The organism is Novosphingobium sp. BL-S-34 (genome assembly GCF_056857015.1).
In genome coordinates this window covers 721,101-736,655 of sequence record NZ_CM166472.1, presented here as the reverse complement: position 1 = coordinate 736,655, position 15,555 = coordinate 721,101, and the positions used below count along the sequence as shown (strand labels likewise).

Here is a 15,555-nt window from a genome sequence, read left to right as displayed (position 1 = left end):
GCGGGCGGGTTGGCGAGGGGCCGGAGGCGGCGGTGCGGTTCAGCCATCGGTGAACGAATAGCCGGCGCCGTAGAGCGTATCGATGGCCGAGAATTCGGGGTCGACCCCGCGGAACTTGCGGCGCAGGCGCTTGATATGGCTGTCGATCGTGCGGTCGTCGACGTAGACGTCCTCGCTATAGGCGGCATCCATCAGCTGGTTGCGGCTTTTCACGACGCCGGGCCGCAAGGCGAGCGCTTCCAGGATCAGGAACTCGGTAACGGTCAGCGAGACCGGTTCGCCATTCCAGGTCACCTGATGGCGCGCGGGGTCGAGGCTGAGGCGGCCGCGTGTCACCGGGTCGGGCAGGTTTTCCTGCACGGTCTCCTCGCTGGACGTCTTCGCCAGTTCGCTGCGGCGAAGGATCGCGCGAATGCGGGCGATCAGCAGGCGCTGGCTGAACGGCTTGGTGATGTAGTCGTCCGCGCCCATCGCCAGGCCGAGCGCCTCGTCGGGTTCCTCGTCCTTGGAGGTCAGGAAGATCACCGGCAGGCTGGACTGTTCGCGCAGCGCCTGGAGCAAGTGCAGCCCGTCCATGCGCGGCATCTTGATGTCGAAGATGGCCAGGTCCGGCGGATTCTCCAGCAGTGCCTTCAGCGCCGTTTCGCCATCGGTATAGAGGCGCGTGGCGAAGCCTTCGGCCTGGAGACCTATCGACACGGTGGTCAGGATGTTGCGGTCGTCGTCCACCAGCGCGATCGATTGCTGGCGGACGGGCGCCGGCAGGGTCTCTTCGGGGGAAGGGCTGCCCGTGGCGGGGGAGCCGGCCGGGCCTGGCGTGGAAGATGCCGTGGATTCAACCATGGATTGCGCTGCGTTCCTTCCGTGCAATCGAACGCCGTGACTAGCGGCTGCCGGCCTGGCCGTCCACGCCTTTGCGATTCGTCCCGAATTTGCCCCGGAATGGTCGAGGTGCATTCGTCCTACCTCCCCCGCTCCATTTATTTTTGCAAAAATTTGACGGAAAAGGGGCTGGGCGAATAATCGCCAGCCGATTCTTGCGCAAAAATGTCGGGGCGTGCCCGGTTCCCGCCGGTCCCGCCTTAAATGGAGGAGATGACATTGGCCGCTTCCCTTAACTATCCGCTCGCCAGTCAAGGCATAGAAACAGGCGCGAAAGTGCTCGCGAACCTCGGCACCGCGCCGTTGATCGAGCAAGCCGTCAAGAATGGCGAGGGCATGCTCGCTGCGGACGGTCCGTTCGTCGTGGCGACAGGCAAGCACACCGGGCGCTCGGCCAAGGACAAGTTCATCGTCAAGGACGCCGAGACCGAAAATACGGTCTGGTGGGGCAAGACCAATGTGCCGATGACGCCGGAACATTTCGCCGCGCTCAAGGCCGATTTTCTGGCCGCCGTGTCCGAGAAGGATCAGCTCTACGTGGCCGACCTGTTCGGCGGCTCGCAGCCGGAACACCGCGTGAAAGTGCGGGTGATCAATGAGTTCGCCTGGCACAACCTGTTCATCCGCACGCTGCTGGTGCGCCCGTCCGAGACGGAGCTGGAAAGCTTCGTGCCCGAATACACCATTATCGACCTGCCGAGCTTCCGCGCCGATCCCGAGCGCCATGGTTCGCGCAGCGAGACGGTGATCGCGGTCAATTTCAGCGAGAAGCTGATCCTCATCGGCGGCACGTCCTATGCAGGCGAAATGAAGAAGTCGGTCTTCGGCATCCTCAACTACCTGCTGCCGACCAAGGGCGTGATGCCGATGCACTGCTCGGCGAATATCGGTCCCGAGGGCGATACCGCCGTGTTCTTCGGTCTTTCCGGCACCGGCAAGACCACGCTTTCGGCCGATGCCTCGCGCACCCTGATCGGTGACGACGAGCATGGCTGGTCCGATACCGCCGTGTTCAACTTCGAAGGCGGCTGCTACGCCAAGATGATCCGTCTCTCGGCCGAAGCCGAGCCGGAAATCTTCGCCACCACTAAGCGCTTCGGCACGGTGCTGGAAAACGTGGTGATCGATCCGGAGACGCGCCAGATCGACCTCGACGACAACAGCCTGGCCGAAAACAGCCGCGGATCCTACCCGATCGACTTCATTCCGAACTGCTCGGAGAAGAACCTCGGCCCGGTTCCGAAGAACATCATCTTCCTGACCGCCGATGCCTACGGCGTGCTGCCGCCGATCGCGCGGCTCACCCCGGACCAGGCGATGTACCACTTCCTCTCGGGATATACCGCGCGCGTTGCCGGCACCGAGATCGGCGTGACCGAACCGGAAGCGACGTTCTCCACCTGCTTCGGCGCACCGTTCATGCCGCGCCATCCCTCGGTCTACGGCAATCTCCTCAAGGAGCGCATCGCCAAGGGCGGCGTGAAGTGCTGGCTGGTGAACACCGGCTGGTCGGGCGGCATGGCGACGATGGAAGGCATCAAGCGCATGCCGATCAAGGCCACCCGCGCCCTGCTCAATGCCGCGCTCGACGGCAGCCTCAACAATGCCGAGTTCAAGGAAGATCCGAACTTCGGCTTCGAGGTTCCGGTGGCGGTTCCGGGAGTCGACAGCAAGCTGCTCGACCCGCGCGGCGCCTGGGCCGACGGCGATGCCTATGACAAGACGGCGCAGACGCTGGTGCGCCAGTTCATCGAAAACTTCGCCCAGTTCGAAGAGCATGTCGATGAAGGCGTGCGCAAGGCGGCGCCGGTCGCGGCCTGATCTTGGACAATCCTGCTTCGAAAGCGCTTGGTTCTACGTGAATCAGGCATTCCGGCTTGAAATAAACAGGGGGCCTCGGAACTTCGGTTTCGAGGCCCTTGTTTTGTCATCAAGACAGTGCATCCTCCTCTTCCCCCTCTCTCCAGGAGAAAGACCATGGGACTTTTCGACGGCATCCTTGGACAAGTCAGCGACCACCCCGACATCGCGAACCTCGCCTCCAAGCTCGGCATCGAGCCGGCGCAGGCTGAAAAGGCGATTGCCGCGCTCGGACTGGCGCATCAGGAAGAGGGCGACACGGCGCAGCTGGCCGCGCAGAAGACCGGTCTCGGCGTCGGCACGATCCAGCAGGTGATCGCGGCCATCGGCGGCGAAGGCTCGCTGGGTCAGTTCGCCAGCCTGGTCGGCAGCGACCCTTCGAAGTTCACTGCGTTCCTCGACAAGGACGGGGACGGCAGCGTGATCGACGACCTGACCGACATGGCCAAGGGCTTCTTCGGCAAGAAGTAAGCGAACGGCCCAACTCGTGAATTATCGTCGTCCCGGATCCGATCCGGGACGACGTTACCATCAACCGGCCTTGCCGGTGGCGATATAGCTGTCGATATTCTTCGCCAGCACGTCCAGCGGCACATTGCCGCCGTCGACCACGGCCTGGTCGAAATCGCGCAAGTCGTAGCGGGTGCCGAGCGCCGCCTGGGCGCGGCTGCGCTGCCGATTGATCTCGGAGTGACCCATCTTGTAACCGCAGGCCTGGCCCGGCCAGGAGCAGTAGCGGTCCACTTCGTTGGCCACTTCCTCGCGCTTGTTGCCGTTCTTCTCCATGAAGAAGCGCACGGCCTCTTCCCGGCTCCAGCCCTTGGAATGGAGGCCGGTGTCGACGACCATGCGGCAGGCACGAAACGCGATCGACTGGAGATAGCCCAGCTGGCCGACCGGATCGTCGGCATAGGCGCCAAGCTCGTCGGCCAATTGCTCGCCGTAGAGCGCCCAGCCTTCCGAATAGGCGTTGAAGGCCAGGATCGAGCGGATCAGCGGCAGGCGGTTGGCATATTCGCCCTGCCAGACGTGGCCCGGGATCGCTTCATGGTGGACCAGAGTGGGCAGGTCGTACTTGCGGTGCAGGTCCGTGGTGCGCAAGTTGATCCACATCTTGCCCGGCACCGAGCCGTCGATCGAGCCGGCGCCGCCGTAAGCGGTCGGCGCGCCGGGTTCCTCGGCCAGCGGCAGGCGCCGCACTTCGACATTGCCCTTCACCGGATCGCGGAAGGCGCGCGGCATCTGGGCGCGGATCCAGTCGATGCGGTGGCGGATGAAGGCCATGATCTCGGTGCGGCCGGGATCGCCCTCGGGGAACATGAAGCGCTTGTCGGTGCCGAGCGCGGTCATCCGCTCGCCCACGGTGCCGGTGGTATAGCCCAGCTTCTGAAGGATCGGGTCCATGCGGGCATGGAGCGCGGCCAGTTCCTCAAGCCCGCGCTGGTGGATCTCCGCGGCGGGCACCGTGGTGGTCGTGCTGGCGCGCAGGGCCCAGGCGTAGAATTCCGCGCCATGAGGACGCTCGCGCATGCCCGGGTCGCCCTTGGCTACACCGCGCTGGCGCTTCAGTTCGGCGAGCTGGCGCTCCAGCGCGGGCACGACTTCGGCGGAAACGATGGGCTTCGCACGGCCCTCCCAGTTGCCGGGGATGGTCTTGGTGCGATCGACCAGCGAACTGACGAGGCCGCCGCCGTTGTTGCGGGCATCTTCGAGAGTGCTGGTCATCTGCGCGATGGCGCGGTCCAGCAGGAAGTCCGGCGGGACGAGGCCCTGGTCGGTGGCCTTGCGCATGCGCTCCAGCTCTCCGTCGAGCTGGTTGTCGAACTGCGACAGGCGCGAGATGTAGGCTTCCGCATCGGCGGCGGACTTCACGGGATGGTCGGCATCGAGGAACTTGGGCGTGTCGAGATAGGCGCCCACGTTCTGGATCACGACATAGGGCGTGTTGCGCCAGCCGCCCACGGCGACATCGCCATAGGGCTGCGCAAAACCGTCGAGCGAGGTCTTGTAAGCGCTGCGCACCACGGCAAGGCTGGTCTGCGTCGCATGGTCCAGGCCGGACACCGGGAATGCCTCCACGCGGGCGAGGTCTTCGCGCAAGGTCCTGGCGAGCGCGGCCTTGCCCGCGAAGGAGCGGTCCTCGGCCTTGGAGCGCAAGGCGGCATGGGCGCCCACGTCGATGCCCAGGCCGGTTGCGCCTTCCGGATTGTGCTCCAGCAGTCTCCAGGCGATCGAATCGAGCAGGGCGGCTGCGTCCTGCGGCTTGGCCGCCGCGGCGCGGGCGACGCCGGGCAGGGCGATGCCGGCAGTTCCGGCGGCGAGGAGTTGGAGCGTGGTGCGCCGCGAGAGTGCTGCGGCCGTCATGTCAGGGTTCTTCATGGCCGCGAAATCTGGCGGCGACGTTCCCGCCTGTCAAACCCGCTCGCGCCGGCCAGGCGAGTGCGTTAGGGGATAAGCCATGGACTTCGCCCTATCTCTCATGATCCTGACCATCGTTCTGCTCGTGTTGGGAGCCGTCGCGCTCTTTCGGCGCGGGGGCTACCGCAAGCAAGCCGCTTTGATGCTGGTGCTGGCGGGCGTGTTGACCGTGAACGTCGCGATCTGGACCTTGCCGAACTCGCAGGGCGACACGCTGGCCAAGGCTGGGGATACGAAAAAGGCGTCGGAGTGACTCCAACGCCTTTTTCACCCTGAAGGGCCTGGTTCCTCGGCCCTAGGAACCCGTCACTTGATCGGGCAATCCGGTGCCAGACGCATGTCGAGGTAATTGTCGACCGACCGCATCAGGTCGTCCATCTCGTTCTCGAAGAAATGGTTCGCGCGCGGGATCTCGTCGTGGTGGATCGTGATGTGCTTCTGGGTGCGAAGCTTGTCGACCAGCTTCTGTACGGCGTTCGGCGTCACCACCGTATCTGCCGCGCCCTGAATCAGGATGCCCGATGCGGGGCAGGGGGCGAGGAACGAGAAGTCGTACATGTTGGCCGGCGGGGCAACCGAGATGAAGCCGCGGATTTCCGGACGGCGCATCAAGAGCTGCATGCCGATCAGCGCGCCGAACGAGTAGCCGGCGATCCAGGTGGTCGAGGCTTCGGGGTGGATTGACTGCACCCAGTCAAGCGCGGCGGCGGCGTCGGAAAGCTCGCCCACGCCGTTGTCGAAGCTGCCCTGGCTGCGGCCGACGCCGCGGAAGTTGAAGCGCAGCGTCGCGAAGCCGCGATTCACGAAAGTCTTGTAGAGGTGCTGCGTGATGCGGTCGTTCATCGTGCCGCCGGCCTGGGGGTGCGGGTGAAGGATCATCGCCACGGGCGCGCGCGGACGCGGCGCCGGCTGGAAGCGGCCTTCGAGGCGGCCTTCGGGTCCGGGGAAGATGACTGCGGGCATAAGTTTCGCGAACCTGACCTGTTGAAACTCCCGCGAAAACGGCGGCGAATTTCTCGCCAGCCATCGCGGGAGTGGAAAAAGGGAAGATCGCTATATAGAAACCTTCGCTCCAAAAACAACTTTTCAAGCGATGTCAGCCCAACAGATCTATCTCGACCATGCGGCGACCACGCCGCTCCTGCCTCAGGCCCGCGAGGCGTGGCTGGAAGGGGCGGCGCTCTGGGCCAACCCGTCCAGCCCGCACAAACAGGGCCGCGCCGCTCGCGCCAGCCTGGAGGACGCGCGCGAGCGGGTGAAGAAAGCGCTCGGCTGGCAGGGCGAAGTGATCTTCACGTCCGGGGCGAGCGAAGCGCTGGCGATCGGTCTCGGCCGGGCCAGGGCGGAGCGGCGGCTGGTCTCGGCCGTGGAGCACGATGCGGTGTTCCGCGCCGCGCCGGACGCGCAGGAACTGCCCATGCGGGAGGGTGAAATCGATAGCGATGCCCTGGCAAGGGCTCTGGCCATGCCTGGCCGGGCGGTCGTGGCGGTGCAGTCGATCAATTCGGAGACCGGCACCGTTCTCCTGCCTTACGCTCGCAATCCGCTGGTGGAGCAAGTGCGCGCCGCGGGAGGGCTGGTCCTGGCGGACTGTTCACAGTCGGCCGGCAAGGCGGCGCTGCCCGATGCGGACATGATCGTGCTTTCGGCGCACAAGCTGGGCGGCCCCATCGGCATAGGCGCCTTGCTCGTCAAGGATTTCGCCATGCTCGCACCGAGCGGCGGGCAGGAGCGCGGCTACCGCGCGGGGACCGAGAACCTGCCGGGGGCTCTCGGCTTCGCGGCGGCCCTGGAAGCGATGGGGCTGGAGGGTTGGGCGACCACGGCGGAGCAGCGCCTCGATTTCAGGGCGGCGTTGTCCCGGTATGGCGAAGTGCTCCAGCCGGGCATGCAGTGCTCGCACATCTTTGCCGTGGCCGCGCCGCGTCTGGCGGCGACGGCCATGCTGATCCGCATGGACGCGGCCGGTTTCGCGATCTCGGCCGGAAGCGCGTGCTCGTCCGGTACGCTCAAGCAGAGCAGGGTGCTCAAGGGTTTCGGCATCGACGAGGATCTGGCCCGGCGCACCGTGCGCGTCAGCCTTGGCTGGAACACCACGCCCGCCGATCTGGACGCCTTTGCCGAGGCCTGGTCGAAGGTGAATGCGTGATCTACCTCGACTATCAGGCCACCACTCCGCTCGCCCCCGAAGCGCGGGAGGCGATGCTGCCCTGGCTCGGCGGGCCGGAGGGCATGGGTTTCGCCAACCCGCATAGCCCGCACCGTCCAGGCCGAGCCGCTGCCGCCATAGTCGAATTGGCGCGCGAGCAGGTGGCTGCGCTGCTGCCGCCCGGTGGGCGGGTGATCTTCACTTCGGGAGCCACGGAAGCTCTCAATCTCGCCCTGGCGGGAAGCCGCAGCACGCGACTGGCCGTTTCGGCCATCGAACATGCCGCCGTTCTCGATAGCGCGCGGGCGATCGATGCGGCGGTCTCGATCCTGCCGGTGAGCGCGCAAGGGCTGGTCGATCCTGCGCGGCCGATCCCGACGGGGACCGGCCTTGTCGCGGTGATGCAGGTCAACAACGAGATCGGCACGGTCCAGCCGGTGGAGGCGCTTGCCGAGGCCGCCCATGCGGCCGGGGCGCTGTTCCTTTGCGATGCCGTACAGGGTGCCGGAAAGCTGGCCCCGCCGGTCGGCGCCGACATGATCGCGATCTCGGCGCACAAGCTCTACGGCCCCAAGGGAATCGGCGCGCTCTGGGTGCGGGACGGCGTGGCGCTTGCTCCGCTGATCCATGGCGGCGGACAGGAGCAGGGCCTGCGTTCCGGTACCCTCAGCCCGGCCCTCTGTGCCGGTTTCGGGGCTGCGGCGACCATCGCGGCCGCGCGGATGGAGGAGGATGCCCGGACCGTCGATGCCCTGTGGAACGCCGCGCGCGATATCCTCTCGCGCTGGACGCTCAACGGGTCGCCCGAACATCGCTGGCGCGGAAACCTCAACCTGCGGCTGCCGGGGCTGGATGTCGCCCGGCTGATGTCGGACGTTCGGAACGTGGCCTTTTCCGCCGGTTCCGCCTGCGCCAGCGGTTCGGGACGGCCGAGCCACGTCCTCAAGGCGATCGGACTGTCCGATTCAGAAGCCAAAGCCTCTATCCGTCTGGGATTCGGGCGATATAGTGACCTTGGGGAGCTTGTGGATGCCTGCGAACGAATAGAAGCCGCAGCGGCGGTGCAGGGAGTCTGAATTGCTGAACGTGAGGTTCTTGACCGCGGAAGGAAAACTCGTCCTGGCGGAAGCCGAGACGGGAGACGTGCTTCTGCGCGTGGCGCAAGGCGCCGGCATGCCGCTGGAAGGAACCTGCGAGGGGCAGATGGCCTGCTCTACCTGCCATGTGATCGTGGCGCCCGACTGGTTCGACAAGCTCGAACCCGCCTCCATGGACGAGGAGGATATGCTGGACCTTGCTGCCGGTGTGGCGCGAACCAGCCGGTTGTCCTGCCAGATCGAGCTCACCGACGCGATGGACGGCCTGGAAGTGCGTATTCCGGGCCTTGCGCGGGATATGCAGATAGACTGAGAGGTCTGGCTTGTCGTCCCGGATCAGATCCGGGACGACGATCCGGGACGACAAAGGGTCAAGCGTCCGCTGCCGCTTCCTGCACGGCCTCGATCACCGCCTTGGAAAATGCGGGAATGTCGTCCGGCTTGCGGCTGGTGATGAGCAGGCCATCCACGGCGACCTCCTGGTCCACCACGTTCGCGCCGGCATTGCGCAAGTCCGTGCGGATGGAAGGCCAGCCGGTCACCGTCTTGCCGCGCACGGCGTCGGCTTCCACCAGGAGCCACGGGCCGTGGCAGATCGCCGCGACCGGCTTGCCCGCGGCCAGGAAGTCCCGCACGAGCTGGACCGCTTCCGGCTTGGTGCGCAGGACGTCCGGGTTCATCTGACCGCCCGGCAGCACGAGGGCGTCGAAGTCCCCCGCGCTGACGGAGTCGAGCGCGGCGTCGACCTTGACGCTGTCGCCCCAGTCGGTGTGCTGCCAGCCCTTGATCTCGCCGCTTTCGGGGCTGGCGATCACGGTTTCGATGCCGGCCTGGTTCAGCGCATCGCGCGGGCCGGTGAGTTCGGATTGCTCGAAACCGTTGGTGGCGACGATGAGCACGCGCTTGGTCATGGAAAATTCTCCAGTGTCTAGGGTTTGCAAAAGGAATGAACGGCGGAAAACTTCCGTTCCGGTGGTTCCGCTCGGCTCGCCGCGTTGCTAGGCCTGCTGGTCATGGTGACCACGACCGACGAAGACTCCGATCCCTTCGACGCCATCGTCGATGCGCCCTTCGATGCTGCGCTTTCCGAGCGCTACCTCGTCTACGCATTGTCCACGATTACAGCGCGTTCGCTGCCGGACTTGCGGGACGGGCTGAAGCCGGTCCACCGCCGCCTGCTCTGGGCGATGCGGCAGCTGAAGCTCGACCCGGCCAGTGCCTACAAGAAATCCGCCCGCGTGGTCGGCGACGTCATCGGTAAGTATCACCCGCATGGCGATGCCTCGGTCTACGATGCCATGGTCCGCCTCGCGCAGGACTTCTCGCTGCGCTATCCGCTGGTGCAGGGGCAGGGCAACTTCGGCAATATCGACGGCGATAACGCGGCAGCCTATCGCTACACCGAAGCGCGCCTGACGCGCACGGCAATCCACCTCATGTCCGGCCTGGACGAGGGCACTGTCGATTTCGTCCCCACCTACAATGGTGAGGAAAGCGAGCCGGAAATCTTCCCCGGCATGTTCCCGAACCTCCTGGCGAACGGTTCCACCGGCATTGCCGTGGGCATGGCGACCTCCATCCCCAGCCATAACGTCGCCGAAATCATCGATGCCACGATGATGCTGATCGACAATCCCCATGCCGAGCACGACCAGCTCATGCAGGTCTTCCACGGACCGGACTTCGCGACCGGCGGCATGGTGGTCGACAGCCCGGAGGCGATCAGCCACGCCTACGCGACCGGCAAGGGCGCCTTTCGCGTGCGCGGGCGTTTCTCCTGCGGCAAGGACGAGGCGGGCAACTGGGAGGAAACCGGGGTCGAGAAACTCGGCAGCGGCCAGTGGCAGCTGGTCATTTCCGAAATCCCCTACATGCTGGCCAAGGGCAAGCTGATCGAGCAGGTCGCCCAGCTCATCGCCGACCGCAAGCTGCCGATCCTCGAAGACATTCGCGACGAGAGCGACGAGCAGATCCGCATCGTCTTCGTGCCCAAGAGCCGCAATGTCGATCCGGAACTGCTGAAGGAAAGCCTCTACCGGCTGACCGATCTGGAGAGCCGCTTCTCGCTCAACCTCAACGTGCTGGATTCGCACCGCACGCCGGGGGTACTGGGGCTGAAGCTGCTCCTGTCGGAATGGGTCTACAGCCAGATCGACATCCTGCTGCGCCGCACCCGGCACCGGCTGGAAAAGATCGCCTCGCGGCTGGAGCTGGTGGCGGGCTACATCATCGCCTACCTCAATCTCGACCGGATCATCGAGATCATCCGTACCGAGGATGAGCCCAAGCCGGTGATGATGGCCGAGTTCGAGCTGACCGACCGTCAGGCCGAAGCCATCCTCAACATGCGCCTGCGTTCCTTGCGCAAGCTGGAGGAAATGGAGCTGCGCAAGGAGCACGCGGACCTGCTCAAGGAGCAGGACGACCTCAACAAGCTGCTCGAAAGCCCGGCCCGCCAGCGCACCCGCCTGAAGCGCGACCTGATGAACTTGCGCAAGGACTACGCCGAGGACACCGCTCTCGGCCGCCGTCGCACCACGATCGCGCAGGCCACGCCGACGGTGGAATTCTCGATGGACGCCATGATCGAGAAGGAGCCGGTGACGGTGATCCTCTCGGCCAAGGGATGGATCCGCGCGGCCAGGGGGCATGTGCCCCTCGGTCAGGATGCGAAGGGCGGCGACTTCAAGTTCAAGGAAGGCGACGGCCCGGCTTTCGCCTTCCATGCGCAGACCACCGACAAGATCCTGATCGCGGCGGACAACGGGCGCTTCTACACGCTGGGCGCGGACAAGCTGCCCGGCGCGCGCGGCTTTGGCGAGCCGATCCGCACCATGGTCGACATCGATGCCGATGCGCATCTGGTGGCGGCACTGCCTTACAAGCCCAAGGCGCAGCTGCTGCTGGCCTCCAACGTCGGGCGCGGCTTTGCCGCCGAGGCGGACGAATTGCTGGCGGAGACCCGCAAGGGCCGCGCCGTCATGTCCACCAAGCCGGGTGTGCAACTGGCCTTCGTTCGCGAGATCCCGGCGGAGCACGATCACGTTGCGGTCGTCGGTGACAATCGCAAGCTGGTGATCTTCAGCCTCGAGGAGCTGCCGGTCATGGCCAAGGGGCAGGGGGTCACGCTGCAGCGCTACCGCGATGGCGGACTTTCCGACATCATCACGCTCAAGCTGGAGGATGGCCTTTCCTGGACCATGGGCGGCGAAACCGGCCGCACCCGGACCGAGAAGGACATGGTCATGTGGAAGGTCGCACGCGGCGCCGCAGGCCGCCTGCCGCCGGTCGGCTTCCCGCGCGACAACAAGTTCCAGGGGTGATTCGAACCGCGTCGCCCGGACTCGATCCGGGGCGACGTGGTTTCTTAGCTTGCGGGCTGCGGGTGATGGGGGACGAGGATGAGCGTCCGGCCTTCTACGCGCCAGCTTGCCAGCCGCGAGAGCAGGTTCATGCCGATGACGTTCTGGTCCTCCAGACCCGGCGCCACGACCACGTCCAGCTGCCGCGCGACGACGCTGCCAAAGCGCAGTTCGTCCGCCGTGCCCAGCTCCGCCGCGACCGTGCCGTTGGCCGTGCGCATGGCGATGTTCTGACGCAGCGGCTGCGCGCGGACTTCGGCGCTGTTGGCCAGGCGCGGGGAGATCGCGGTCAGCGTCGCGCCGGTGTCGACCAGGAAATCGCCTTCGACCCCGTTGATCGTGGCATGGACCCAGAAGTGACCGTCCCGCGCCATCGGCACGCGGGTTTCGCCGCCGCTCACGCTCTGGCGGGACAGGCCCAGCTCCGGCAGTTCTATTCCAGGTAGGGCGAAGTCCGTACCGCTGGTAAGGCGCGTCGCTTGCGCCACGGTCAGCAGCAGGGCGGCCACCAGTCCCAGGTTGCCGAGCCCGCGTACAAAGCCGCCCAGCAACGGCAAGGGGCCGCGCAGCAGTCCGCCCAGCACGGTGACGAAGATCGCCGCCAATGCCAGGGCCAGCAGCGGCTGACCGGCGAGGAAAGACAGGAGCTGAGGAAAGTCCATCAGCAGGTCATAACAGGAACATCCTGTCGGAATGCTGACAGGATCACGATTTGGGCGAGGAGGAGGCCGAGGGTGTGTGCGGGGCCGCCGCGCGAGGCACCAGGATCAGGCGGCCGTTTTCCACCCGCCAGGCGGCAAGCTGGGAGAGCAGGTTCATGCCGATGACGTTGGTTTCCACCTCGTTGTCCGGCCCGATGGCGACGGGCAAGGCATGCGCCTCGATCGAACCGAACGCCAGCGAGGCGGCACTGGCCATGCGGGCGACGATGGTGCCGTTGGCGGTTTCCAGCATGACGCCCTGGTCGTCGCCATCGGGCTGGATCCCCGCGCGTTCGGCCACCGATTTCGAGATGCCGGTGTAGGTTGCGCCGGTGTCGATCAGGAAATCCACGGGCTCGCCATTGAGCCTGGCCTGGATCCAGTAATGCCCGTCAGCACGAAGCGGGATCACCGTCTCGCCGCCCTCGACCGAAGGCGGGCGCGTCTCGTCCAGCCAGAGCGCGGCTTCGGAGCGGGTGTTGTGAAGCGCGACTTGCGTCACGGTCAGCAGCAGCGCGGCGACCAGTCCGAGGTGCGAAAGGTTGCGTAGCGACTGGCCCAGCCGCGGTCGGCGGCCGGCGAGCATCCCGGCCAGCACCGCGACGAGAATGGCCAGGATGGTCAGCGCCAGCAGCGGCTTGGCATAGAACAGATCGGTCAGCTGCCCGAGGTTCACGAGCTTTGGCCGGCAAGTTCGGCATCGAGCAAAGCGGAAACCCGTGCTTCGTCCGGGAAGCCTTCCGCGATCCAGCGATCCTCGACCCGGCGCAGCAGGCGCGCCACTTCGGGGCCGGCGCCGACACCGCGCGCGACGATCTGGCCGCCCTTCAGAGGAAAGGCCGGTATGTCCCAGTCCCGCAGCGCAGCCGTGTCCGCGCCTGCGATCAGGAAGCGATCGAGCGCGCCTTCGATGCCCAGGCGATAGGCGAGCGCGCGGGGCTCGCCCAGGGCTTCGTCCCGCCCGGCAGCCACGGCGAGACGCTTCTTCTGCGCACCCGAAAGGCGGAAGCGCGAGGCGACCTGTTCTGCCAGCGACACTTGCGGCGGCAGCAACGCGGCAAGGCGGCGGATCGCGTCGGGGGCGATCCCCTGCGCCTGTTCCACGGACACGAGGGCAGCGAGCGCTTCGGGCCGTGCCTCGGGCAGGATCACCGCCAGCACACCAAGCTGCGCCATGCGCGCCACGGTCGGCGCCGGATCGGGCAGGCCGAGCAGGTTCATCGTTTCCATGCCCACGCGTTCGCGCGAAAGGCCCTTCAGCGTGGAGGCGAGTTCGGCGCAGGCACCTTCCGCTTCCTGATCGGCGGGCATCGTGCCGAAGCGGGCCTGGAAGCGAAAGTAGCGCAAGATGCGCAAGTGGTCTTCGCGAATGCGCTGACGGGCATCGCCGATGAAGCGGACGCGGCGCGCGACAAGGTCGTCGAGCCCGCCGAACCAGTCGAATATCTCGCCGCTCGCCGGGTCGGCGTAGAGCGCGTTGATGGTGAAGTCCCGCCGGGCCGCGTCCTCGCGCCAGTCGGTGGCGAAAGCCACGGTGGCGCGGCGGCCGTCCGTGGCGACATCGTGGCGCAAGGTGGTGATCTCGACCGGGCCGCCCGGCAGCACCGCGGTGACGGTGCCGTGCTCGATCCCGGTGGGGACGTGGCGGATCCCGGCGTCCCAGAGGCGCTGCATGACGTCCTCGGGCGTGAGGAGCGTGGCCATGTCGATGTCCTTCACCGGCTGGCCGAGCAGGCTATCCCGAACCGCCCCGCCGACGTAGCGCGCGTTTCCGTGGCCCAGTGCGGCGACGAGCGCGGCAAGGTCTTCGCGCTCCATCCACGGGGCGGTCAGTCTTTCAGTCATTCCAGTTCAGCCTGCGGGCAAGATTGTGAAGGATCGCACCGGTAACGCCCCAGATGCGGTGGTCATGCCAGGTGATCTCGACAAAGGCATGGCGGCTGCCTTCGGCCTCGATCCACCTGGTCTTCTGGTTGGCCGGGTCGAGCACGAATTCGGCCGGCGCCTCGAACCACTGCGCCACTTCGGCGGGGTTCGGGATGATCGGCAGGTCGGGCGGGATGATGCCGATCACGGGGGTGATCTCATAGCCGCTGCCGGTGCGATAGAGATCGCTGGTGCCGATCACCTTCACGTCGCCGGGCCTGATGCCGAGTTCCTCGTGCGCCTCGCGCAGGGCGCCCTCCACGGCGGTCTCGCCGGGATCGAGGCGGCCGCCCGGGAACGCGATCTGGCCGGGGTGGGCGCGCATGGTAGAGGGGCGGTGCAGCATCAGCATGCCGGGGCGCGGGCGCTCGGTCAGGGTGATGAGCACGGCGGCCGGCTTGAACGTTTCGATCTGGTCGATGCGCGGGTCGATCCACAGCGCGTCCGGCGCGCCGTGACGTCCGGCCTCGAAGCGGCGCGATACGTCGTCGAACAGCCCGTTCATGCGGGAACGAGCGAGAATGTCGCGCCCTGGCTGGATACGGAAAGGTCGCCGCTCGCAAGGGCGATCTCGGCGATCTGGCCATAAGTGCTGCGATTGAGACGTGCCTCGGTGCCATGGCGCACACCGAGGTAGAGTGCGGGCGTCTCCGGATCGCCCACGCTGCGGATAGGGTGGTCCGGCCCGGCCACCACGAGATCGTCGCTATTGAGCCGGAACACCAGCGTATCCCCGTCCTGCCGCACGTCGACGGCGATGAAGGCCGCATCCTCGACCTCGATCGAGAGCTTCTCGGCGGGTGTCACCAGCCAGTGCCGACCCTCGGCGTCGCGCAGCAGCAACGAGGCGAATGCACGGACCATGGCGGGACGGCGAATTTCGCCGCCCTGATGGAACCAGCGGCCATCGGCGCGAATGACCATCTCGCTGTCGCCGCTGCTGGCGGGCGTCCACTCTGCGACCGGCGGCAGCTTGCGCGCGGCGACCAGCTCGGCGACCTGGGCGAGCGAAAGGGCGTTCAATTCGGGCGGCGGTTCATAAGGCATGGGCTTGCGATGCCAGATAGGGCTTCGCGCGCCAAGGTCCAGTGCGCAGCGTCATGGACGAAGAGCAACGAGGCCCGGCGCGCGGGTTCACCGCGCAGGCTTGTCGCCCAGGC

At 66.4% G+C, this 15,555-nt stretch carries 16 protein-coding genes; 7 read left to right on the top strand and 9 right to left on the bottom strand.

Features of this window, described 5'->3' with window-relative positions:
• Positions 1-39: 39 nt before the first annotated feature.
• On the bottom strand, positions 40-843 hold the full coding sequence (locus AC1VV3_RS03475; protein ID WP_132263095.1) for a response regulator transcription factor: 804 nt from the start codon (positions 841-843) through the stop codon (positions 40-42).
• A gap of 258 nt (positions 844-1,101) precedes the next feature.
• Here AC1VV3_RS03475 and AC1VV3_RS03470 point away from each other — a divergent pair, with 258 nt between their 5' ends.
• Positions 1,102-2,703, top strand: a complete 1,602-nt coding sequence (locus AC1VV3_RS03470; RefSeq protein ID WP_431567031.1) for a phosphoenolpyruvate carboxykinase — start codon at positions 1,102-1,104, stop codon at positions 2,701-2,703.
• A gap of 156 nt (positions 2,704-2,859) precedes the next feature.
• Positions 2,860-3,213, top strand: coding sequence for a hypothetical protein (locus AC1VV3_RS03465; RefSeq protein ID WP_132263092.1), 354 nt, complete (start codon positions 2,860-2,862; stop codon positions 3,211-3,213).
• Positions 3,214-3,273: 60 nt separating this feature from the next.
• Here the strand turns inward: AC1VV3_RS03465 and AC1VV3_RS03460 are convergent, their stop codons facing one another.
• Positions 3,274-5,106, bottom strand: coding sequence for a DUF885 domain-containing protein (locus tag AC1VV3_RS03460; protein WP_482961954.1), 1,833 nt, complete (start codon positions 5,104-5,106; stop codon positions 3,274-3,276).
• 94 nt (positions 5,107-5,200) lie between these two features.
• Between AC1VV3_RS03460 and AC1VV3_RS03455 the strand changes: the two genes are divergently transcribed.
• Complete coding sequence (locus AC1VV3_RS03455) at positions 5,201-5,413, top strand: hypothetical protein (RefSeq protein ID WP_132263089.1); 213 nt, start codon at positions 5,201-5,203, stop codon at positions 5,411-5,413.
• Between the two features lie 53 nt (positions 5,414-5,466).
• Here the strand turns inward: AC1VV3_RS03455 and AC1VV3_RS03450 are convergent, their stop codons facing one another.
• On the bottom strand, positions 5,467-6,123 hold the full coding sequence (locus AC1VV3_RS03450) for an alpha/beta hydrolase (protein ID WP_132263087.1): 657 nt from the start codon (positions 6,121-6,123) through the stop codon (positions 5,467-5,469).
• Positions 6,124-6,253: 130 nt separating this feature from the next.
• On the opposite strand from AC1VV3_RS03450, the gene AC1VV3_RS03445 reads away from it, so the two are divergent.
• The 3 genes from AC1VV3_RS03445 to AC1VV3_RS03435 are packed head-to-tail and all read left to right on the top strand — an operon-like array spanning position 6,254 to position 8,719.
• Positions 6,254-7,309, top strand: a complete 1,056-nt coding sequence (locus tag AC1VV3_RS03445; RefSeq protein ID WP_431567029.1) for a cysteine desulfurase family protein — start codon at positions 6,254-6,256, stop codon at positions 7,307-7,309.
• Positions 7,306-8,385: a cysteine desulfurase family protein gene (locus tag AC1VV3_RS03440; RefSeq protein WP_431567028.1), complete on the top strand. Its 1,080-nt coding sequence runs from the start codon at positions 7,306-7,308 to the stop codon at positions 8,383-8,385. Before AC1VV3_RS03445 ends, AC1VV3_RS03440 begins: the two co-directional genes overlap by 4 nt.
• A 1-nt stretch (position 8,386) precedes the next feature.
• Positions 8,387-8,719 (top strand): 2Fe-2S iron-sulfur cluster-binding protein, encoded by a 333-nt coding sequence (locus AC1VV3_RS03435; RefSeq protein WP_132263082.1) that lies wholly within the window; start codon positions 8,387-8,389, stop codon positions 8,717-8,719.
• A 58-nt stretch (positions 8,720-8,777) separates the two neighbouring features.
• Here the strand turns inward: AC1VV3_RS03435 and AC1VV3_RS03430 are convergent, their stop codons facing one another.
• Positions 8,778-9,317 carry a type 1 glutamine amidotransferase domain-containing protein gene (locus AC1VV3_RS03430; protein ID WP_431567027.1) on the bottom strand — a complete coding sequence of 180 codons (540 nt, stop codon included), beginning with the start codon at positions 9,315-9,317 and terminating at the stop codon, positions 8,778-8,780.
• 102 nt (positions 9,318-9,419) lie between these two features.
• On the opposite strand from AC1VV3_RS03430, the gene parC reads away from it, so the two are divergent.
• Positions 9,420-11,729: a DNA topoisomerase IV subunit A gene (gene parC / locus AC1VV3_RS03425; protein ID WP_132263079.1), complete on the top strand. Its 2,310-nt coding sequence runs from the start codon at positions 9,420-9,422 to the stop codon at positions 11,727-11,729.
• Positions 11,730-11,773: 44 nt separating this feature from the next.
• On the opposite strand, the gene AC1VV3_RS03420 is transcribed toward parC, so the two are convergent.
• Genes AC1VV3_RS03420 through AC1VV3_RS03400 form a run of 5 tightly spaced genes read right to left on the bottom strand, consistent with a single transcriptional unit; the run spans position 11,774 to position 15,442 of the window.
• Complete coding sequence (locus AC1VV3_RS03420; protein WP_314465541.1) at positions 11,774-12,430, bottom strand: retropepsin-like aspartic protease family protein; 657 nt, start codon at positions 12,428-12,430, stop codon at positions 11,774-11,776.
• A gap of 43 nt (positions 12,431-12,473) precedes the next feature.
• Complete coding sequence (locus tag AC1VV3_RS03415) at positions 12,474-13,145, bottom strand: retropepsin-like aspartic protease family protein (protein WP_431567026.1); 672 nt, start codon at positions 13,143-13,145, stop codon at positions 12,474-12,476.
• Positions 13,142-14,314 carry a CCA tRNA nucleotidyltransferase gene (locus AC1VV3_RS03410; protein WP_431567025.1) on the bottom strand — a complete coding sequence of 391 codons (1,173 nt, stop codon included), beginning with the start codon at positions 14,312-14,314 and terminating at the stop codon, positions 13,142-13,144. The genes AC1VV3_RS03415 and AC1VV3_RS03410 overlap by 4 nt, the downstream gene beginning before the upstream one ends.
• Positions 14,307-14,900, bottom strand: coding sequence for a CoA pyrophosphatase (locus AC1VV3_RS03405; RefSeq protein WP_431567024.1), 594 nt, complete (start codon positions 14,898-14,900; stop codon positions 14,307-14,309). The genes AC1VV3_RS03410 and AC1VV3_RS03405 overlap by 8 nt, the downstream gene beginning before the upstream one ends.
• Positions 14,897-15,442: a DUF1285 domain-containing protein gene (locus tag AC1VV3_RS03400; RefSeq protein ID WP_431567023.1), complete on the bottom strand. Its 546-nt coding sequence runs from the start codon at positions 15,440-15,442 to the stop codon at positions 14,897-14,899. Before AC1VV3_RS03400 ends, AC1VV3_RS03405 begins: the two co-directional genes overlap by 4 nt.
• Positions 15,443-15,555: the final 113 nt, after the last annotated feature.

Coding starts and splice junctions, on each gene's coding strand:
- AC1VV3_RS03475 (WP_132263095.1), bottom strand. CDS start 843: ATGGTTGAATCCACGGCATCTTCCACGCCAGGCCCGGCCGGCTCCCCC.
- AC1VV3_RS03465 (WP_132263092.1), top strand. CDS start 2,860: ATGGGACTTTTCGACGGCATCCTTGGACAAGTCAGCGACCACCCCGAC.
- AC1VV3_RS03460 (WP_482961954.1), bottom strand. CDS start 5,106: ATGACGGCCGCAGCACTCTCGCGGCGCACCACGCTCCAACTCCTCGCC.
- AC1VV3_RS03455 (WP_132263089.1), top strand. CDS start 5,201: ATGGACTTCGCCCTATCTCTCATGATCCTGACCATCGTTCTGCTCGTG.
- AC1VV3_RS03450 (WP_132263087.1), bottom strand. CDS start 6,123: ATGCCCGCAGTCATCTTCCCCGGACCCGAAGGCCGCCTCGAAGGCCGC.
- AC1VV3_RS03445 (WP_431567029.1), top strand. CDS start 6,254: ATGTCAGCCCAACAGATCTATCTCGACCATGCGGCGACCACGCCGCTC.
- AC1VV3_RS03430 (WP_431567027.1), bottom strand. CDS start 9,317: ATGACCAAGCGCGTGCTCATCGTCGCCACCAACGGTTTCGAGCAATCC.
- parC (WP_132263079.1), top strand. CDS start 9,420: ATGGTGACCACGACCGACGAAGACTCCGATCCCTTCGACGCCATCGTC.
- AC1VV3_RS03420 (WP_314465541.1), bottom strand. CDS start 12,430: ATGGACTTTCCTCAGCTCCTGTCTTTCCTCGCCGGTCAGCCGCTGCTG.
- AC1VV3_RS03410 (WP_431567025.1), bottom strand. CDS start 14,314: ATGACTGAAAGACTGACCGCCCCGTGGATGGAGCGCGAAGACCTTGCC.
- AC1VV3_RS03405 (WP_431567024.1), bottom strand. CDS start 14,900: ATGAACGGGCTGTTCGACGACGTATCGCGCCGCTTCGAGGCCGGACGT.
- AC1VV3_RS03400 (WP_431567023.1), bottom strand. CDS start 15,442: ATGCCTTATGAACCGCCGCCCGAATTGAACGCCCTTTCGCTCGCCCAG.